The organism is Vibrio sp. 1F169, from assembly GCF_041439605.1.
In the GTDB taxonomy this organism is placed as follows: Bacteria; Pseudomonadota; Gammaproteobacteria; order Enterobacterales; family Vibrionaceae; genus Vibrio; species Vibrio tasmaniensis_A.
This window is the reverse complement of the sequence record NZ_JBGOOI010000083.1, coordinates 1-17,268: the sequence shown is the minus strand read 5'-3', so window position 1 is coordinate 17,268 and position 17,268 is coordinate 1. Positions and strand designations below refer to the sequence as shown.

General features: G+C 44.1%; 13 protein-coding genes and 1 pseudogene. 5 read left to right on the top strand and 9 right to left on the bottom strand.

Features of this window, described 5'->3' with window-relative positions:
* Positions 1–55: 55 nt before the first annotated feature.
* Positions 56–415: pseudogene (locus ACED53_RS20515) on the bottom strand (DEAD/DEAH box helicase); the annotation flags it as partial.
* Positions 409–939 carry a hypothetical protein gene (locus ACED53_RS20510; protein ID WP_017101129.1) on the bottom strand — a complete coding sequence of 177 codons (531 nt, stop codon included), beginning with the start codon at positions 937–939 and terminating at the stop codon, positions 409–411. The pseudogene ACED53_RS20515 and the gene ACED53_RS20510, both read right to left, overlap by 7 nt.
* A 102-nt stretch (positions 940–1,041) precedes the next feature.
* On the opposite strand from ACED53_RS20510, the gene ACED53_RS20505 reads away from it, so the two are divergent.
* Positions 1,042–1,362 carry a helix-turn-helix domain-containing protein gene (locus ACED53_RS20505; RefSeq protein ID WP_017101128.1) on the top strand — a complete coding sequence of 107 codons (321 nt, stop codon included), beginning with the start codon at positions 1,042–1,044 and terminating at the stop codon, positions 1,360–1,362.
* Positions 1,363–1,387: 25 nt separating this feature from the next.
* On the opposite strand, the gene ACED53_RS20500 is transcribed toward ACED53_RS20505, so the two are convergent.
* From ACED53_RS20500 to ACED53_RS20475, 6 genes are all read right to left on the bottom strand, one after another.
* Complete coding sequence (locus tag ACED53_RS20500) at positions 1,388–1,846, bottom strand: hypothetical protein (RefSeq protein WP_017101127.1); 459 nt, start codon at positions 1,844–1,846, stop codon at positions 1,388–1,390.
* Positions 1,843–3,888, bottom strand: a complete 2,046-nt coding sequence (locus ACED53_RS20495) for a hypothetical protein (protein ID WP_017101126.1) — start codon at positions 3,886–3,888, stop codon at positions 1,843–1,845. Before ACED53_RS20495 ends, ACED53_RS20500 begins: the two co-directional genes overlap by 4 nt.
* Complete coding sequence (locus ACED53_RS20490; protein ID WP_017101125.1) at positions 3,888–5,633, bottom strand: hypothetical protein; 1,746 nt, start codon at positions 5,631–5,633, stop codon at positions 3,888–3,890. The genes ACED53_RS20495 and ACED53_RS20490 overlap by 1 nt, the downstream gene beginning before the upstream one ends.
* Positions 5,626–6,951 carry a site-specific integrase gene (locus ACED53_RS20485; protein ID WP_017101124.1) on the bottom strand — a complete coding sequence of 442 codons (1,326 nt, stop codon included), beginning with the start codon at positions 6,949–6,951 and terminating at the stop codon, positions 5,626–5,628. Before ACED53_RS20485 ends, ACED53_RS20490 begins: the two co-directional genes overlap by 8 nt.
* 97 nt (positions 6,952–7,048) lie before the next feature.
* Positions 7,049–8,407, bottom strand: a complete 1,359-nt coding sequence (gene gorA / locus ACED53_RS20480; RefSeq protein ID WP_029224087.1) for a glutathione-disulfide reductase — start codon at positions 8,405–8,407, stop codon at positions 7,049–7,051.
* 188 nt (positions 8,408–8,595) lie between these two features.
* Positions 8,596–9,435, bottom strand: a complete 840-nt coding sequence (locus tag ACED53_RS20475; protein WP_029224298.1) for a 23S rRNA (adenine(2030)-N(6))-methyltransferase RlmJ — start codon at positions 9,433–9,435, stop codon at positions 8,596–8,598.
* Between the two features lie 279 nt (positions 9,436–9,714).
* Here ACED53_RS20475 and prlC point away from each other — a divergent pair, with 279 nt between their 5' ends.
* Positions 9,715–11,757, top strand: a complete 2,043-nt coding sequence (gene prlC, locus ACED53_RS20470) for an oligopeptidase A (RefSeq protein WP_017101123.1) — start codon at positions 9,715–9,717, stop codon at positions 11,755–11,757.
* Between the two features lie 68 nt (positions 11,758–11,825).
* On the opposite strand, the gene asnC is transcribed toward prlC, so the two are convergent.
* Positions 11,826–12,290 (bottom strand): transcriptional regulator AsnC, encoded by a 465-nt coding sequence (asnC, locus tag ACED53_RS20465; RefSeq protein ID WP_009848066.1) that lies wholly within the window; start codon positions 12,288–12,290, stop codon positions 11,826–11,828.
* 126 nt (positions 12,291–12,416) lie between these two features.
* On the opposite strand from asnC, the gene ACED53_RS20460 reads away from it, so the two are divergent.
* The 3 genes from ACED53_RS20460 (at position 12,417) to ACED53_RS20450 (ending at position 17,156) form a co-directional block, all read left to right on the top strand.
* A complete protein-coding gene (locus ACED53_RS20460) occupies positions 12,417–15,524 on the top strand; it encodes an ABC transporter substrate binding protein (RefSeq protein WP_347230505.1) in 3,108 nt (1,035 codons plus the stop codon).
* Positions 15,525–15,644: 120 nt separating this feature from the next.
* The gene (locus tag ACED53_RS20455; protein ID WP_017099236.1) at positions 15,645–16,424 is read left to right on the top strand and encodes a class I SAM-dependent methyltransferase; all 780 of its coding nucleotides are present in this window, start codon (positions 15,645–15,647) and stop codon (positions 16,422–16,424) included.
* A 141-nt stretch (positions 16,425–16,565) separates the two neighbouring features.
* Entirely contained in the window at positions 16,566–17,156 is a 591-nt protein-coding gene (locus tag ACED53_RS20450; protein WP_017101121.1) for a hypothetical protein, read from the top strand.
* The last annotated feature ends 112 nt before the right edge of the window (positions 17,157–17,268 follow it).

Genomic DNA, 17,268 nt, shown 5'->3' with positions numbered 1-17,268 from the left:
TTATCGCCCAAACTGGTTAAATTTTAACAGTGACAACTACCCTGCCAGATAGGGAATGGTGTATCTCATCAAAGACGACGAACACTCGGTGATTACGAAGTGTCTTCCAAAATTCATCATTGAGAAATTGAATGGATTGGTATGTGAGTGATTGTCCGATAGAGCCTAGCCCACCATTAAAGGTGCAATTAAGAGTCTGTGAAAAGGTTTTTTTTATACCATCAGAAACTGTTAATGATGGAGAGAAACATAATACAAGATTGACCAAACCGTCTTTTAGCAATTTTGATGCGATAGTGGCGGCAAGTACGGTTTTTCCAGCCCCAGGGGTTGCTTGGCAGAAAAAGTGTTTTTGGTTTTTTCTATATTTTTGTAAGGCTTTCTCTGAGCACTCTAGTTGCCAATGTCTTAACACGGTTGGCAATCTTCTGAGAGGGTTTTAAGAACATTCGTCAACCCATTCACCTTTCCAAGTAGGTGTGCTGAACGCTCTTTTGCTTGCTGTAACAGTGGGGTTAACTTGCACTCAAGCTCAGGGAAGCGAGACCTTAATGACTGGTATTCTTCAATTTCACCAAGCACGATCTCCAATTCACCTTTGTATTCATTACTCTCTCGAAATAACACGGAATAATCCGTTGCGCACTCTTTTATAGAAGCGGTACGTGTGGCTTTTTTTCGAGGCGCTACCTGGAGATCTCTAAATTGTTCGGTTTGAAAGTACTTTTTGTTTCTTCCTTCACCTTCACTTCGCAACCACCCCTTTTGTTGATATTGCCATATTTGGCGATAAATCTTCTTCCGAGCTTCATCCAGGTTTTGTGTACCTTTTTCAATATTTAATGAAGCATCCCTTGCTTCCACAACAGAAAAACCATCCATTCTTTTTTCAATCAACAACTTGTGCATTTCTGCGCAGATTTTCGTAGAACGTTTCATGTATTGCTTATATCACTCAAATACTAAGGATTGCTTAGTATGCAGAAATCAGTAAAACTAAGAAAATCTTAGTTATATAGAGCTTAGAGATATGAAGCATCAGTGTCGTTCAATAATCCGTTACCAATACGCCTCAAAGAAGCGCGTAAAAAAGCAAACCTCTCTCAGAAGGCTTTGGGAGTTCGTATAGGTATGGATGAAGGTTCTGCTAGTCCAAGAATGAATCAGTATGAGAAAGGGAAGCATACACCGGATGCTCAAACCTTGAAGTTAATTGCTGATGAGCTTGGAGTGCCATTGAGCTACTTTTTTTGTGAGGATGTTGATTCTGCAGAGCTTGTCTGCTTGATAGATAAGTTGAATGAGGTCGACAAGAAAAACCTTATCGACCACATTAAGAAAAAGCTTGAAGGTATTGAGTAAGCTTTAGTATTCCTCAACTCAACGATTACTTAATCGAAACAACCTTGCTTCGCTTTAGTTGAGCTAACTCTTCACGTAATTGGGAGTTTTGAAACTCCAAATCTTCTATATGAGCCAACGCTTGAACCAGCTTATCGTTAAGGTGGTGCTGTGAAGCAGCGAACAGGGCTAGTTTCTCTCTCTCAGCCTCATACTTAGCCTTAAAGTTTTCCTTGATACGTTTCTGCTCTTTGAGCTTAGTGCGTACCGTCTGTATCTCTGGCTGAACGATCTCGCCTTGGCCTTCTGCAATATCAGCTTTAGTTTTTTTAACTTTTTCTACAAACTCAGGGTAGTAGTAGCCGCTGCCATTACCCAAGTTAGCCTCTTCCTCAACAGCGCGTACACTGAGCTTACGGTGGGTAGGGATACGCTTTGGTTTTCCTTGTTTAATGCGCTCTAGGGCTGCTTCTAGTTTTAGGAGTGTGTTCTCGCTCTTGCTCATAAGTTAGCTACCTTCAAATCAGGTTCAAAAGGGGTAAAGGGCATATCAAAGTCAGCCATGACTTTCTCTGCGGCTCTTACTTGAGTGACATAGTGGCTATGTTCACTTATCGAAATTTCTTCGCCAGATTCCATATAAGCAACTAGACTGCGGTGTTTTTTCTGCCACCACTTAGCCTGCTGCTCGTCAATGATGCTACTTCCTGAACCACAGTCCACACAGAACTGGGGAGTGACCACTCCGTCCATATCGCAGTCATAACCAGATTTGCAATAGCTGTGCATTGAACCATGTAGCGTCAACTTACCATCCTTTACGGCTTTATAGATAACATCCCATGAGCTATAAATGGTCGGCACATCCCCTCGCATTTTCATGATCGCTTTTCCATGAGTGCCAGACAGGGTTTCATCTGAATGCCACTGTTTAAAGATTTTATTGGCTGTGGTTTCTGCATTGATTTCATCAAGTGCCTTTTGAACTTGCTCGTCCACTTTCAGATCTCGTAGGCTCGCCAGCTTCCCACCGTTCGTATACCACTCTGTCATTGCAAGGTAGAGATGCTTGAACTGCTGTTTGAGCGCCACTAATGTCCCTAGACGGTTTTTGATGCAGTAAAAGGCCAAGGTACGCCTGAACTGATGAACTGTCATGTGCCATGGGTTTCCAACGATTACATCTTGTTTTACACGATTTAATGAACGAGGGTTTGATGCTAAGCATTCTGCGAAATCCTCTTCAGTTACAATGAAGTTGAACTGATTACAAAAACGCTGTAGTCGGTGATTCCAGCCAGTAATCAATGCGGGTGGCTTGGAGCGGTATGATTTATTTACCCAAATAGAGTCTTTGTATTTTTTATCTGGATAACTAACTTCTTTCCGCCATTCTTCAGTTAGTGTGGCCATTAACTCTATTGCAGTTTTAGAAGATGAGGCGGTAACCCATGTTTCTCTTTTATGCCCTAACTTAAAAGTATGAGATTGCAGCATGTGGAAATCACGTCCTTCAAAGCTATCCTTGTAATAACTTTTAGGCGTTAATTTATCGATTTCGGAATCTCGCATACCGCTAAAACCCCCACAAATGATATAGCAAGCATTAGTTAATTGACCCCAGTAGCGCTTAAAGTCCGTTCCACTTTTCAGTCTAATACTTGGTACTTTAGCGGCTAATGGAGCGATGAGGTCTTTGACTTTATGTGGTTGTAACTCTTGAGCGGCGGAAGTGAATTTTCGTTTGTCAATGCTACCGTCCTCATTCATGAATGAGTAATGGTTCCCTTGCTTTATTCTTTCTTCAAGATTGCGCACTCCCTTAACATAGTTATCCTGTAGAGACTTCTCAATATCTAATATTAATTGTCTATATGGGTGAGCTCCATTGACCAGTTCTATGGCTTTTCCATAAATGGCATCACATAGACGTTCAGGGATAACAAGAGTTTGCTGCGCTTCAATGAAACTTATCCGTCTTGCTTCTGTTTTTGACTTTATTGGATTGAGTCCAAGCTCAAGCTTGTGCCATGACTCATCATTTATAGCGGCATTTAATGCAACAAAAGTTGACTCGATAGTCCCTTGGGCATAGTTACCCTCTTGTAAAAAGTGCTCAAAATCACTCCAAACCATAGATAAAGAAAGACATTTTAGTGACTTATGGTTGTTCCTTTGTAAGAAACGATAAACCACTTTTATATTGTCAAATCGAGTTCGTACACTTGAAAACTTGAGTGCTTTTTTCTGCTTTGGACTTTTGTTAAATAGCCAGCCATAACTTAGCAATTTTAGTTCCTGTTGTAGCTCAGGGATATTGTCAAACTCTTCTGTGCTTAGGTTGTTCCTGCTCTTTTTTCGCGAGAAAGGCAGGCAATCCCAATTGTTCTGGCCAAAGTTGGCGGTAACGTTTCCGTCTTTATCCTTGCAGATGACGATGGTATCTAGCTCTTCATATCTTTTCTCATGGTAGAGCGTTACTACATCAACATCCGTGACCTTATTCTGCTGTGGAAAGTCGGGTAAATAGAGTTTAGATGTATCCATTATCCTACCTCGACTGGTGATTTTGAAATTAAGCTTAAAACTGATTCGTTGTCGCTCCATGCAGGGTGCAAACCATCATCATCAAGTTTGGCTTCTGCCTTTCTCAATATCTGCTGATTTATGCTTGGTAGTATTTTTTGCTCGATAAAATGTATGATGTTTTCAAAGTTTTTTTTATAATGGCTGGCATCCAAGTGAAGGAACAGTGATTCTTCAATACAGGCTCTGAATGAGAGCAGGCACCAGATATCTGATACCGACTGAACAATCACTTGGTCTGGGCAACCAAAGCACCCTAGTAGGTCTGCACAGGCTAATCGCTCTCCCTCCTTTGCAAGCCCTTGTGCTTGAGCTTTCTTGGTGTATTTCTGGGACTTTCCACCGAATGGAGATGCGCAACTGCCGCCATTAGAAGTACGGCTCAAATTGGGAAGGTTAATCTTGTTTTCTTCCTCGATAATCAGTACCTCAATACCGAGGTTTTCCTGAGCTTGCTTGGTGCTGACGCTGCTCTTGACCTGTTCTTCCCGAATTAACATCGTATCTTGCATCATGCCGTTATTGGCCTGCTTATTTCCCTCGCTATAGTGACGCCGACGAGTGCTGGGCGTGTTGTTAAGCATGAGGTCATTAACCATTTCCCCCTGATGGTAAGCGGTTAATTGGGAGCCAGTTTCACGAAATCGGCTAATGTTAGGGCGTAAACGCCTTCCAACTTGATCTGTAAATGTGAAGTTTTTTTCGACCCAGAGTTTGAGAAATGCCTGTAGAGTTCTGCTCTTTAATGGTTGTATCTTTTTGGATGCAATCGTCTGAAGAAGAGTTGCTTGCTCGCTGGTACTTATTATTCGTGAAGCTTTCAGTAATTTGTCGAAAAAAGTCATGGCATACTTGGGGATCTCTAATTCATGCTCACCAATTTCAATTTGAATGGTTTTAAATGCGCGACGTTTGAAAGCTGGCATTGTGTACCAGACTTCACCAGTAAATATCGAAGCATTGTTTGGCTGTCTTAGTTGCAATAGAGTGCTTGTGTTGGCATAGGTGTAATAAGACAATAAGTAGGCGGCAGTACACATCATCTTAGATATACCTCCACAAAGTTGATATTTTTCACCTAGCCATTCAAAGGTCATAGTCGGTGTAACCTTTGACGCATGAATGTGCTTATCAGGGGCTTCAATAAACTGTGAATAGGTTTGATTGAAAAGACGCCTTAAGAAAGGGAGCAATTGATTTAAATCGCTACGTGTGTAGCTCTCAAACGGTTCTCGATCGCTGTTGTCCATGATAATCACGTTATTAAAATAATAGTGTGGTAAATCAAGGTATCTAGTGAATAGGGAGACCATATTTGCTCGTCTAACTTTATATGAACTACGTTTTATTTCCCCCAACATGACACGAACTTGTATGTGCTCCATGTAGCCTTCTAATGAGTGTTGGCTAAAAGCTGCATAATTTTCTTTATCGCACCATCGAAGGTACTGTGATAATTCACTAAAAACCCCATATAGAGATTTATGGCTAGAACCTTCATCCATTTTTTCACTAAATCTGTCTTTTAATCTAAGAGCAAACTCTCTACGGTTAGCATTCTCGAATTGATGGCTCTGCTGTAGTTTGTGAGTTGGAGGAAAGCCTTTAAATAAAAGGCGATTAAAGTCAGCTAAAGCGTTGTTGTACGCATTAAGATTAAAGCAAAGTTCTGGTTTCCAGTCAGAAAGGTAGGTAGGTTCAGTCATCGTTACCACCTAACGCATCGTGCATAATCGCATCAAGGATGCCATACTTCACTTTGAAAGCCTCTTTGCGTTTTAGAAAGCGTAAATACTTCCAAGTCGTACTTTCATCTTTATGCCCCATCCAACCCATCAGAAGCTCCATACAGTCGACAACGGGCAATTTAGCCTCTAGCAAATCATTGAGACGATAGGTGGCATAGGTGGCGCGTAAATCATGGAAGCGATGGGAAAATGATGGCTCTACCTGTTTTATTTCTGCCCTGAACTCAATCCATCGAGCTTCAATGGATTTACCCGTAGCAGGGTTGCCTTGTTGGCTAACAAAAAGTGGTTCGTGACGATCACAACGCTCTAGTGTTTCAATGGTCTTCTGGGTGAAGCTGACAGCATCACTGTGTAATTGTTCTATTTTCTCGTTAAGCCTAGTAACACGCTTAAGGCGTCGCTCTGAAATTCGATACTCATTCAACGACTGGATCAAATCCGATGAAATCTCGACAGTCCGAGTTTTTAAGAACTTGGTTTGTACGCCAGTAGAGCGGGGGCATAACAGAATTTCAAAGCGATGCTCGCTCTCAGCAAGCGGGGTTGCAGTGTCTAGCGCATCTAGAGTTAGGGTTGCCACTTCTTCAACCCGCATTCCTGTATCAATTGCAAGCAAGGCTTGCAGGCGCAACTCTTCAGATGTTTGTGGAAGGTGTTGAGTTAAAATACTAAGAGCATCACGGCTTAATGGGGATAGTGGCCTGATGTTTTTACTATCTGCATCCCTCGGAACCTTTATGCGTAAATCACTGGTCTCAACAATGAAAGTTGGGGATATGTGGGCAAGCATCCCACTGTTCTGAACAGAGACAAACTCCATTTTGAATGGGGCTTCCTTCTCATTCTTTACGCGTAGGTAACCATCATGCAGTAGCCACTTATAGTAATTGACGATTTGGTTCATACGAACACTGGCAGTGCTGTGTGCAAGCTCGCCTTGCTTTATTTGCTTGAGCAGGTGAGAGCGGTACAGGTAAGTTGGTTTGAGCCGTTTGACTGGCGGGAATTTATCCCAGCGTAGTCCCTTGTCCTCAAGAAATTGGTAATAGGCACGCAGTGCCTGTGCGCAGGGAGATAGGTCTTCTGCCTTCTTTATTGCCTTGAGATAAAACAGGTAGCTGTTGGCTTCGTGATTGAATACACCATCTTGCGAAAAGAGGGTTGGCAGCGAACCGATATTGTCATTGGAGGGGAGGCAATGGAATGTACCATTATCCAGTTTTTGTAGCTCAGTCTCTTTGAAAACATCGCTGGAGTGTACAAGGTATGTCATAAATTATCCTGAAAAATATCACCGTCCATGTATACAGTATGGACAGTGATTGATTATTTTCCAGATTTATTTACGTGTGTAAGATGCTTTTCCTACACTAACCCCTCATGGTAACGAATTCTTCGCTGCCCGTTGGGTGAATCGCCACAACAGAGTCGAAATCTGCTTTGGTTGCGCCCATTTTCATTGCAACGCCGAAGCCTTGAATCATTTCATCAACAGTAAAACCGATGCCGTGTAGGCCGACTACAGTCTCTTCTTCGCCAGCACATACTAGCTTCATCTTACAAGGTTGGCGGTGCTGAGTGACCGCAGTGTACATTGCAGTAAAACCAGACGTGTATACCTTGATGTTGTCTTTGCCGTATTGCTCTTCAGCTTCTTGAGTCGTTAGACCAATAGTGCCGATAGGTGGGTGGCTGAATACAACAGTAGGAACGAGCGTGTAGTCCATCTTTGCGTTTGTTTGACCGTTGAATAGACGCTCAGAAAGCTGACGACCGGCTTTAACAGCAACAGGTGTTAGTTCGATACCGCCTTCCATGATGTCGCCTACACAGTAGATACCAGGAACGTTGGTTGCTTGGAACTCGTCTACTTTGATGTAGCCACGGTCGTTGGTTGCAACACCCGTTGATGCTAGGTTGATAGCGTCAGTCGCTGGGTGGCGGCCGATAGCCCAAATTAGGTGGTCAACGTTTTGAGTGTTGCCGTTCTCTAGGTGCAGAGTCAGCGTGCCATCTGCTTCTTTCACTACTTCTTTAGGAACAGAATGCGTGTGAAGTGTTGGACCTTCCGCTTCCATTACTTCAACCAGTGTTTCAACGATCATTGGGTCGAAGCTGCGAAGTGGAGACTCTTTACGACAGAACAAATGTGTCTCTGTGCCAAGTGCACTTAGTACGCCTGCGATTTCTACTGCGATGTAGCCTGCGCCGATTACAGCAACACGTTTAGGTTGCTCCATCAGATCGAAGAAACCGTTTGAGTCGATACCGTGCTCTGCGCCAGGGATGTTTGGAATGGTTGGACGACCACCCACTGCGATCAGGATGTGATCAGCGGTGTAGTGCTCACCGTTAACTTCAACAGTCTTCTCATCGACAAACTTAGCAAAGCCTTTGATTACGTTTATTTTGTTATTACCAAGAACGCGATCGTAAGATTGGTGGATACGACCAATGTACGCTTGACGGTTTTCAACCAGTTTGCCCCAGTTGAAGCCTTTTACGTCAACGTCGAAGCCGTAGTCTTTTGAATATAGGTTGATCGCTTCAGCAACTTGAGCACCGTGCCACATAACCTTTTTAGGAACACAACCAACGTTTACACAAGTACCACCAAGGTCTTGAGCTTCGATAAGTGCAACTTTTGCACCGTGCATTGCTGCGCGGTTAGCTGATGCGATGCCGCCTGAACCGCCGCCGATACAGATGTAATCAAAATGAGTCGCCATTACTTTCTCCATTTATTGAAGGCTGTGGGTACAGTGAGCGCACTGAACACCTACGTCCTATAGATTCTTAAATTGTCTAATTATTATATTGAGGGCAGATCGGTTGAACTCAATCTCCCTGTTTAAAATTTATTCGTGTACGTCACAGTCTGCTGAGTATTCGTCGGAGCATGACGTTAAGTTCGAGATTACTCGGGTACGATCCACTCTACTTTGAAGTGACCGGTTGCCGGCGCAATTGCTTCCTTCAAGAATGGAAGAATTTCGTTCATTTGGCTTTCTAGCTTCCAAGGTGGGTTGATAACAATCATGCCTGATGCTGTCATGCCACGCTCGTTGGTGTCTGGTGATACGCCAAGTTCGATTTGTAGAATCTTGTTGATGCCTAAGCCTTCAAGGCCTTCGATCATATCTTCGATATCACAGCGATTTACCACTGGGTACCAAATTGCGTAGATACCAGTTGCCCAGCGCTTATGGCTTTGAGCAATCGCAGTCACAACATCACGATACTCTTTTGCCAGCTCGTAAGGTGGATCGATAAGAACCAAACCACGACGTTCTTTAGGTGGCAGACTGCCTTTTAGGCGTTGGAAGCCATCTTCTTTATAGATAGATACCTGACGATCGCGGTGGAACTCTTGCTCAAGCAGAGGGTGATCGGCTGGGTGAAGCTCAGTTAATACCATGCGGTCTTGATCACGCAGGTGTGCACGTGCAACACGTGGTGAACCTGGGTAGAAACGCAGTTTTTCGCCATTGTTGAGTGCTGAGATAGACTCAAGGTAGCTTTGAATGTCTTCAGGAAGTTCTGTTTGTGCCCAGACGCGGGCAATACCTTGTTTGTATTCGCCCGTTTTTTCAGACCATTCATGCGTTAAGTCGTAACGACCTACACCAGAGTGAGTGTCATGGTAAACAAAAGGCTTATCCTTTTGTTTCAAAGAATTAAGAATAAGGCTCTGTACGATATGCTTTACTACGTCGGCATGGTTGCCCGCGTGGAAGCTGTGGCGATAACTTAACAAATTAAACTCTCGTAACACTCTCGAATTAGAGTGTGGTTAGTGTAGGTGGGGTTAGTTTGACTATTATAACCCCCAATGGACCATAAATTCTCGAACAATTCAGGAACAGTCGCGAGCAATATGCAGTTAGTTATTGGTTCTACTATTGAAATTTGCCTTGTTGGGCACTATCTAATAACTATTCGCAGGTGATTTTTTAGGGTGACCCTGAGCCTGATGACTGTAAGACGACCTCATTACAAAAAAGACGAAAGTCTCTAAAGCCAAAGGAATGTTTATATGTCTAATCCGCTATTAACCTTCACGGATTTACCTCCGTTTTCACAGATCAAACCTGAGCACGTTAAGCCAGCGGTTGAGCAAGTGATTGAAGAGTGTCGCAACAAGATAGAACAAGTACTTGAAGGTAATACTTCACCAAGCTGGGACAACCTCGTTGCTCCAATTGAAGAAGTGGATGATCGTTTAGGCCGTATTTGGTCACCTGTAAGCCATATGAATTCTGTGATGAACAGCGACGAACTGCGTGACGCTTATGAGAGCTGCCTGCCTGTACTTTCTGAGTACGGCACGTGGGTCGGCCAACACAAAGGTTTGTTCGAAGCGTATAAAGCGATCAAGGCGAGTGAGGCATTCTCGGCATTAGACCAAGCTCAACAGAAAACCATTACCGACGCACTGCGTGACTTTGAATTATCAGGCATTGGCTTACCCGCAGACGAGCAGCACCGCTACGGCGAGATCAGCAAGCGTCAGTCTGAGCTGGGTTCTCAATTCTCAAACAATGTGCTTGATGCAACCATGGGTTGGAGCAAGCAAGTTACAGACGTGGCTGAACTGGCTGGTATGCCTGAGTCGGCATTGGCAGCAGCACAAGCCTCGGCACAAGCTAAAGAGCAAGAAGGTTACCTACTGACTCTGGACATCCCTTCATATCTACCAGTGATGACGTACTGTGATAACCAAGAACTGCGTAAAGAACTGTACGAAGCCTACGTAACTCGCGCTTCAGATCGCGGTCCAAATGCGGGCAAGTGGGACAACACTGAGATCATCACTGAACAACTTAAGCTGCGTCACGAGATCGCACGCATGCTTGGCTTTAGCACTTACAGCGAAAAATCTCTGTCGACTAAGATGGCAGAAACGCCAGACCAAGTACTTGGTTTCCTTAACGACCTAGCAGTAAAAGCCAAACCACAAGGTGAGCGCGAAGTCGAAGAGCTACGTCAGTTTGCTGAGAAAGAGTTTGGTGTCTCTGAGCTAAACCTGTGGGACATCGCTTACTACAGCGAGAAACAAAAACAGAACTTGTTCGAGATCTCTGATGAAGAGCTTCGTCCATACTTCCCTGAGTCGAACGCAGTGTCTGGTTTGTTCGAAGTACTAAACCGTGTGTTTGGTATGTCTGTGACTGAGCGTGAAGGTGTGGATACATGGCATGATTCAGTGCGCTTCTTCGACATCTTTGATGCGACAGGCACATTGCGCGGTAGCTTCTATCTAGACCTATACGCACGTGAACACAAACGTGGTGGCGCTTGGATGGATGACTGTCGCGGTCGTCGCATTACTCAATCTGGCGAGTTACAAACGCCAGTGGCTTACCTTACGTGTAACTTCAACAAGCCAGTCGGTGATAAGCCTGCGCTATTTACGCACGATGAAGTGGTAACCTTGTTCCACGAATTCGGCCACGGTATTCACCATATGTTAACGCAAGTTGATGCGAGTGCGGTTTCTGGTATCAATGGCGTGCCTTGGGACGCGGTTGAGTTGCCAAGTCAGTTCCTCGAGAACTGGTGTTGGGAAGAGGAGGCGTTGTCGTTCATCTCTGGTCATTTCGAAACTGGTGAAGCGTTACCGAAAGAGATGCTAGAGAAGATGCTAGCGGCGAAAAACTTCCAATCTGCGATGTTTATCCTGCGTCAGCTAGAGCTTGGCCTGTTCGATTTCACGCTACACACTGAATACGATCCAGAAGTCGGTGCTCGCGTACTAGAAACACTAGCGGATGTTAAGTCTAAGGTATCGGTACTGCCAAGTCTTGATTGGAACCGCTTCTCGCACAGCTTTGGTCACATCTTTGCTGGTGGCTACAGTGCAGGCTATTACAGCTACCTGTGGGCTGAAGTATTGTCTGCAGATGCGTTCTCTGCATTTGAAGAAGAGGGTATCTTCAACACTGAAACGGGTAATCGTTTCTTGAATAACATCCTTGAAATGGGTGGCAGCGAAGAGCCAATGGAGCTGTTCAAACGCTTCCGTGGTCGTGAGCCACAAATCGACGCGATGCTGCGTCATGCGGGTATCAGCGCTTAATATTGTGCTAGTCAGAATGTGAAAAGAGCCTCCTTGTGAGGCTCTTTTTGTATCGATTTATCAAACGATTATGGATTTACATTGCGGTTGATAGGGTTCTGCAATGAAATCAGTGTCTCAGTCGATTGAACCTCGTCAATCGCCTGCAATTTATCGATCAGTACGAACTGCAACTCTTCGATCGATTTACACATCAGCTTTACGAAAATGTTGTAGGCGCCAGTGGTGTAGTAAGCCTCAACCACTTCATCTAATGCATTCAGTTTTGCAATGGCTGAGTGGTAGTCGCGAGCTGCGTTAAGGTTGATACCAATAAAACAACACACGTCGTAACCAAGCTTCTTGGTGTTTACCACAACCTCGGTTCGCTCAATAATGTCGGCCGATCTCATCTTTTCGATACGAACGTGAATCGTCGCGGGGCTGACATCGAATTTCTTTGCCATTTCAGCATAAGGCGTGCGCGCATCTTCCATTAAGGTTTTGAGAATGGCACGGTCTAGATCATCCAGACGAGCTGTAGTTGTGGACATGCATAATCCTTAGGGTGAATAAAAAACATACCGGCTTTAGTACACATCATAGCCAAGGGTGATAATATTAGCAGCAACTATAGTGTTAGGGTGAATTCAGTGCGATTTTCGTTGTTTTTGATTGTTATGTGTTGGAGTGCTTTTGTTTCAGCTCAAACAAAAGATGTGTTGGTTATTCACTCTTATCATCAGGGTTTTTTCTGGACTGATGATTTCCACAAAGGATTATCAGAAGAACTGGACCGTGATCGACTATCGTATCGAGTTGTTTATTTGGATAGTAAACGAACTCAAAACCCAGAATACTTAGAGCGCGTTTATCAGCTTTATCACACCAAGTTGATGCATGAAGAATTTGCTGCGGTTGTGGTCAGTGACAATAACGCCCTTAATTTAATGAAGCGCCTTGCGCCCGATCTCAAAGATACGCCAGTAATCTTTGGTGGCATCAACAATTTCTCCCCTGAAATGATTGAAGGTTTGAACGCGACAGGTATTACTGAAGATATTGATCTAGAAGGTAATATTGAGTTAATCCAACGCCTTCAAACAAACGTAAAGAAGATATACATTGTTACTGACCATTCAGTAACAGGTGAGGCTATCCGCTCACAAGTTGATAGTTCTATTAAAACCAACCCAAATTTTTCCGGTTTGGTGGAGCATTATGTCCCCAATTCTTACCAAGAATTAATAGCGTTTTCTCAGCGAACTGATCTCGGTCAGAGTTTATTGTTTTGGGCATACTATCGCGATGCTAAAGGCAACGTGAGTAGCGTTGAGGACTGGCGTCAATTGAACATTAAAACCCAAATGCCGTTGTATATGGTACACGATTTGGGGCTAGGTTTTGGGGCGATTGGTGGTGTCATTCAAAGTGGAAAAACTCAAGGCCGAGATACAGGGCGTGTTTTATTGAAGGTGCTTGCTAATCCAAATCAGCCATTGCCCCCTATTGCTGCTGGTTCCTCAGAGATTAAGCTCGACTATCAACAACTCTCTCGTTGGAATCTGGGAACTGAGAATGAAGCTTCAATTACTTTTCTCAATAAGCCTAAATCATTCCTGACGCGTTACCGCGATGAAATTCGAACCATAGTTTTGCTGTTTCTGGTTATGTCGAGTGTTATCGCGACCTTGATTTACTACCTCAACCGCCTTAAGAAAAGTGAGCGTGCTAGCCGACAAAGCCAGCTGTTACTGGAGTCGATATTCGATCAAAGTCTACAGTACATGGGTATTCTTGATAAAGGCGGTGTACTGCTGTCGAGCAACAGTAAGCTGCATGAGCTTCTTTATAATCAAGGTTATAAATTAGGAACACCTCTCCAAGAATATTGGGAGGATGCCGCTGGCGAAGCGCTGAAGGAGTATTTTGCTGAAAGGGATGATTATCCAACCCTACGATTTGAGGCTGAGGTATGGTGCCGTGATCGTGGTGGAATGGTGCTAGATATCTCTTTAAAGCCGATGCCGAGCAGTGAAGAGGACACCATTCAGTTCTTATTTGAAGCTCGTGATGTTACCTCACGAAAGCTTGCTGAGAACAAATTGTTCCAACGTGAAGCGAATCTCAAACTGTATTACGACAAGCAGCCGGTGATGATGATTACACTGGATGTCAATAATCGCATTCAGCAAGTGAACCAGTTTGCTGAAGAATTACTAGGTTATCCACTTGATCTGCTTTTGGGGCATCGCCCTAGAGAATTTTATGTGGATGAGAACGCGATGATTCCTCGTCATATCTTGTTGCAACCACAGCACAAAATTCGCGGCGTGTGGCGTCGTGATATCGAGTATCGTCATGCGGACGGTAGAACGATCTGGATTCGTGAAAATATTCGTCCATTGGTCGACTCGGGTCAGCTGTTGATTGTGGGAGAGGATATTACTGAAACCCGCGAACTTTCTGAAAAGTTAGAATACCAAGCGCGTTATGACCTGCTTACAGACACTTTCAACCGCAACCACTTTGAGCAAGAGCTACAAAAGGCGCTGAAAGAGGTCGAGAGTCATATGAGAACTCATGCGATGTTGTTCTTAGATTTGGACCAATTGAAAGTATTGAACGATACTGCTGGGCATGAAGCGGGTGATGCCGCGATCTTATTTAGCGCTAATCTGATAGAAGATGTGCTTCCTTACAATGCTGTGTTAGCTCGGATGGGGGGAGATGAGTTTGCGGTATTAATCAAAGACTGTACTGAGCGAGATGCTGTCAATGTCTGTCACAGTATTATATCGATGATGAGTGAGAATCCATTCTTATGGGGTGATATTCACCTCAATCTTACTTGTTCTATCGGAATTCGATTGATTGACCATACTGCCGCTTCATCACAAATGGTGCATGCACAGGCGGATGCCGCTTGCCATGCCGCTAAAGAGGAAGGGCGAAATCGTTATCACCTTTATCATCTAGATGATGAAGATCTGCGCCGTCGCCATTTAGAAATGGAATGCGTTAACTTGGTACACGAAGCCTTAGCCAATGATCGCTTGGAGTTATTTGCCCAACGTATTCTTGGTCTAGAGGAAAATAGCAACAAAATGCACTTTGAGATACTGGTGCGGATCAAGAACGTCCAAGGTGAGTACATTTCACCGGGGATCTTCATGCCAGCCTCCGAGCGCTATAACATCGCGCATTTGATTGATCGCCAAGTCGTCAGTCAGACGTTGAATTGGTTGGAGCAACGCCCACATCTCGTTGATGATTTGGGGATGTGTTCGATAAACCTTTCTGGTCACTCGATGGGTAACCGAGAGTTTGTTGAATTCTTGATTGAAAGTTTGGCGAGCTCATCAGTGCCTTGCCATAAGGTTTGTTTAGAGATCACTGAAACGGCCGCCATGAGTAATATGAAGCAGGCAATCAACTTCTTTACTCGAATTAAAGAGCTCGGCTGTTTGATTGCTCTGGATGATTTTGGTTCAGGCTTGTCGTCATTCGGATATCTGAAGGCATTGCCCGTTGATATTGTGAAAATTGATGGCCTGTTTGTGCGTGATATTGATGTTAACGAGATGGACTATGTGATGGTTCGTTCGATCAATGATTTAGCGAAGCAGATGGGCAAGCACACGGTGGCTGAATTTGTTGAAAATACTCAGATTCTCGATAAGTTAATTGAACTCGGTGTTAACTATGCTCAGGGCTATGTTATTGGTCGACCGAAGCCACTGGCTGAGCTTGTTGAAGAGTTAAGGCAAGAACGAGAGATCGAGTAATTGGTTTAGGTAAGCCGACCGAGCTGGGAATACTTTTCACCGCTAATATGTATTGTTGAGGCAATCAGGTAAACTGGTTGCCTCTTTTGTTTTGAATACTACTGTCTGTTGGAGACGACCTTGCAACTACAACTGATTTGCGAAGATGCTACCCAAATCGATCATTTAAATGACTTAGCGACCCGTTGGAATTTATCTCATGATGAAAGTAGCGAGTTTGCTTTGGTGCTGACTCGCGAGCGACTTGAGCTACGTAAAGTCGATGAACCTAAGCTTGGCGCTATTTTTGTTGATTTAGTCGGAGGCGCAGTCGGTCACAGACGTAAGTTTGGTGGTGGTAAAGGTCAGGCAATTGCTAAGGCGGCAGGTCTAAACAAAGGCGCAACGCCAACTATTCTTGATGGTACAGCAGGCTTAGGGCGTGACGCATTTGTATTGGCTTCGTTGGGCTGTAAAGTGCAGATGGTAGAGCGACATCCAGTTGTGGCTGCATTATTGGATGACGGCCTGCAGAGAGCAAAAAAAGACCCAGATATCGGCGGTTGGGTTAGCGAACGTATGAAGTTGATTCACGCTTCAAGTCACGATGCGCTGGATAAACTTAGCAACGACCCTAACTTCGAACAGCCTGATGTGGTGTACCTCGATCCTATGTACCCACATCCAGAGAACAAGAAGAAGTCGGCTTTGGTTAAGAAAGAGATGCGAGTATTCCAATCTTTGGTTGGCGCCGATCTGGATGCCGATGGCTTGTTTGAGCCTGCGATGAAGCTGGCAACGAAGCGCGTTGTGGTCAAAAGACCGGATTACGCAGCATGGTTAGACGAGCAAAAACCGAGCATGGCAATCGAAACTAAAAAGAACCGTTTTGATGTGTATGTGAAAGCATCAATGACTTAATTGAAGCATCAATAACTTAGATACACACTAAGAAAATTTCCCGTCATAAATACGATAAATCACCATTTAACACTTGCGATAGTCGCGTTACGGATGTATATCTAACTAAGAATCATTATTATTCTTAGCTGGAGTTGTAGCATGGCTAAACGCTTTTGTAAGTTAAACCGTCGAGATATCACTGAACACCTAGGAGAGATCCACAGCTTGGTTACTGAACCTAAATTTGTGTGTCGTTCTTGTGCGCGTTCTTCGGCGGATCAAGCGAACCTATGCAAACCAACCGCAATTCCACCTCTTGGCTGTCAAAATAAACCCGTTGAAGAAAAAGCCGCATGCGGCCTACTAGCGGAAACATTACCTGCACCAGAGTTATCGCTTGCGGAAATCAGCGAGACAATTGAGCCGAGCGTACAAATGTTCGATCCAGCCGCTGCTGATATTGCCCCTAATGTTGTAGATAAAAATGCATCACAGAAAAAAGCCAAACTGAAAAAACGAATCGCTAATGCGAGTGGTGATGAAAAAGCCGACCTCAAGCGAGCGAAGAAAGCGGCTAAGAAACAAGAGAAGTACAACAAAAAGCTCGCGAAGATGATTAAGAAGCAGCAAAAACTGTTTAAGAAAAGTCAAAAACTGGAAAGTCACCTTGAACGTATCAACCTACAACTTGATGACGTCGCTTTCACTGAAACTAAGACTCAGGTAGTGAGCCATAGTCACATTCACTGAAACTGGTACGGATAACTTATTGCTACAACGATGATTTAAAAAGAGCGACCTAAGGTCGTAATGCCGATCAGTTAAAGCCAAAGTGATCGGTTGAAGGATCCTTCCGAGCTGT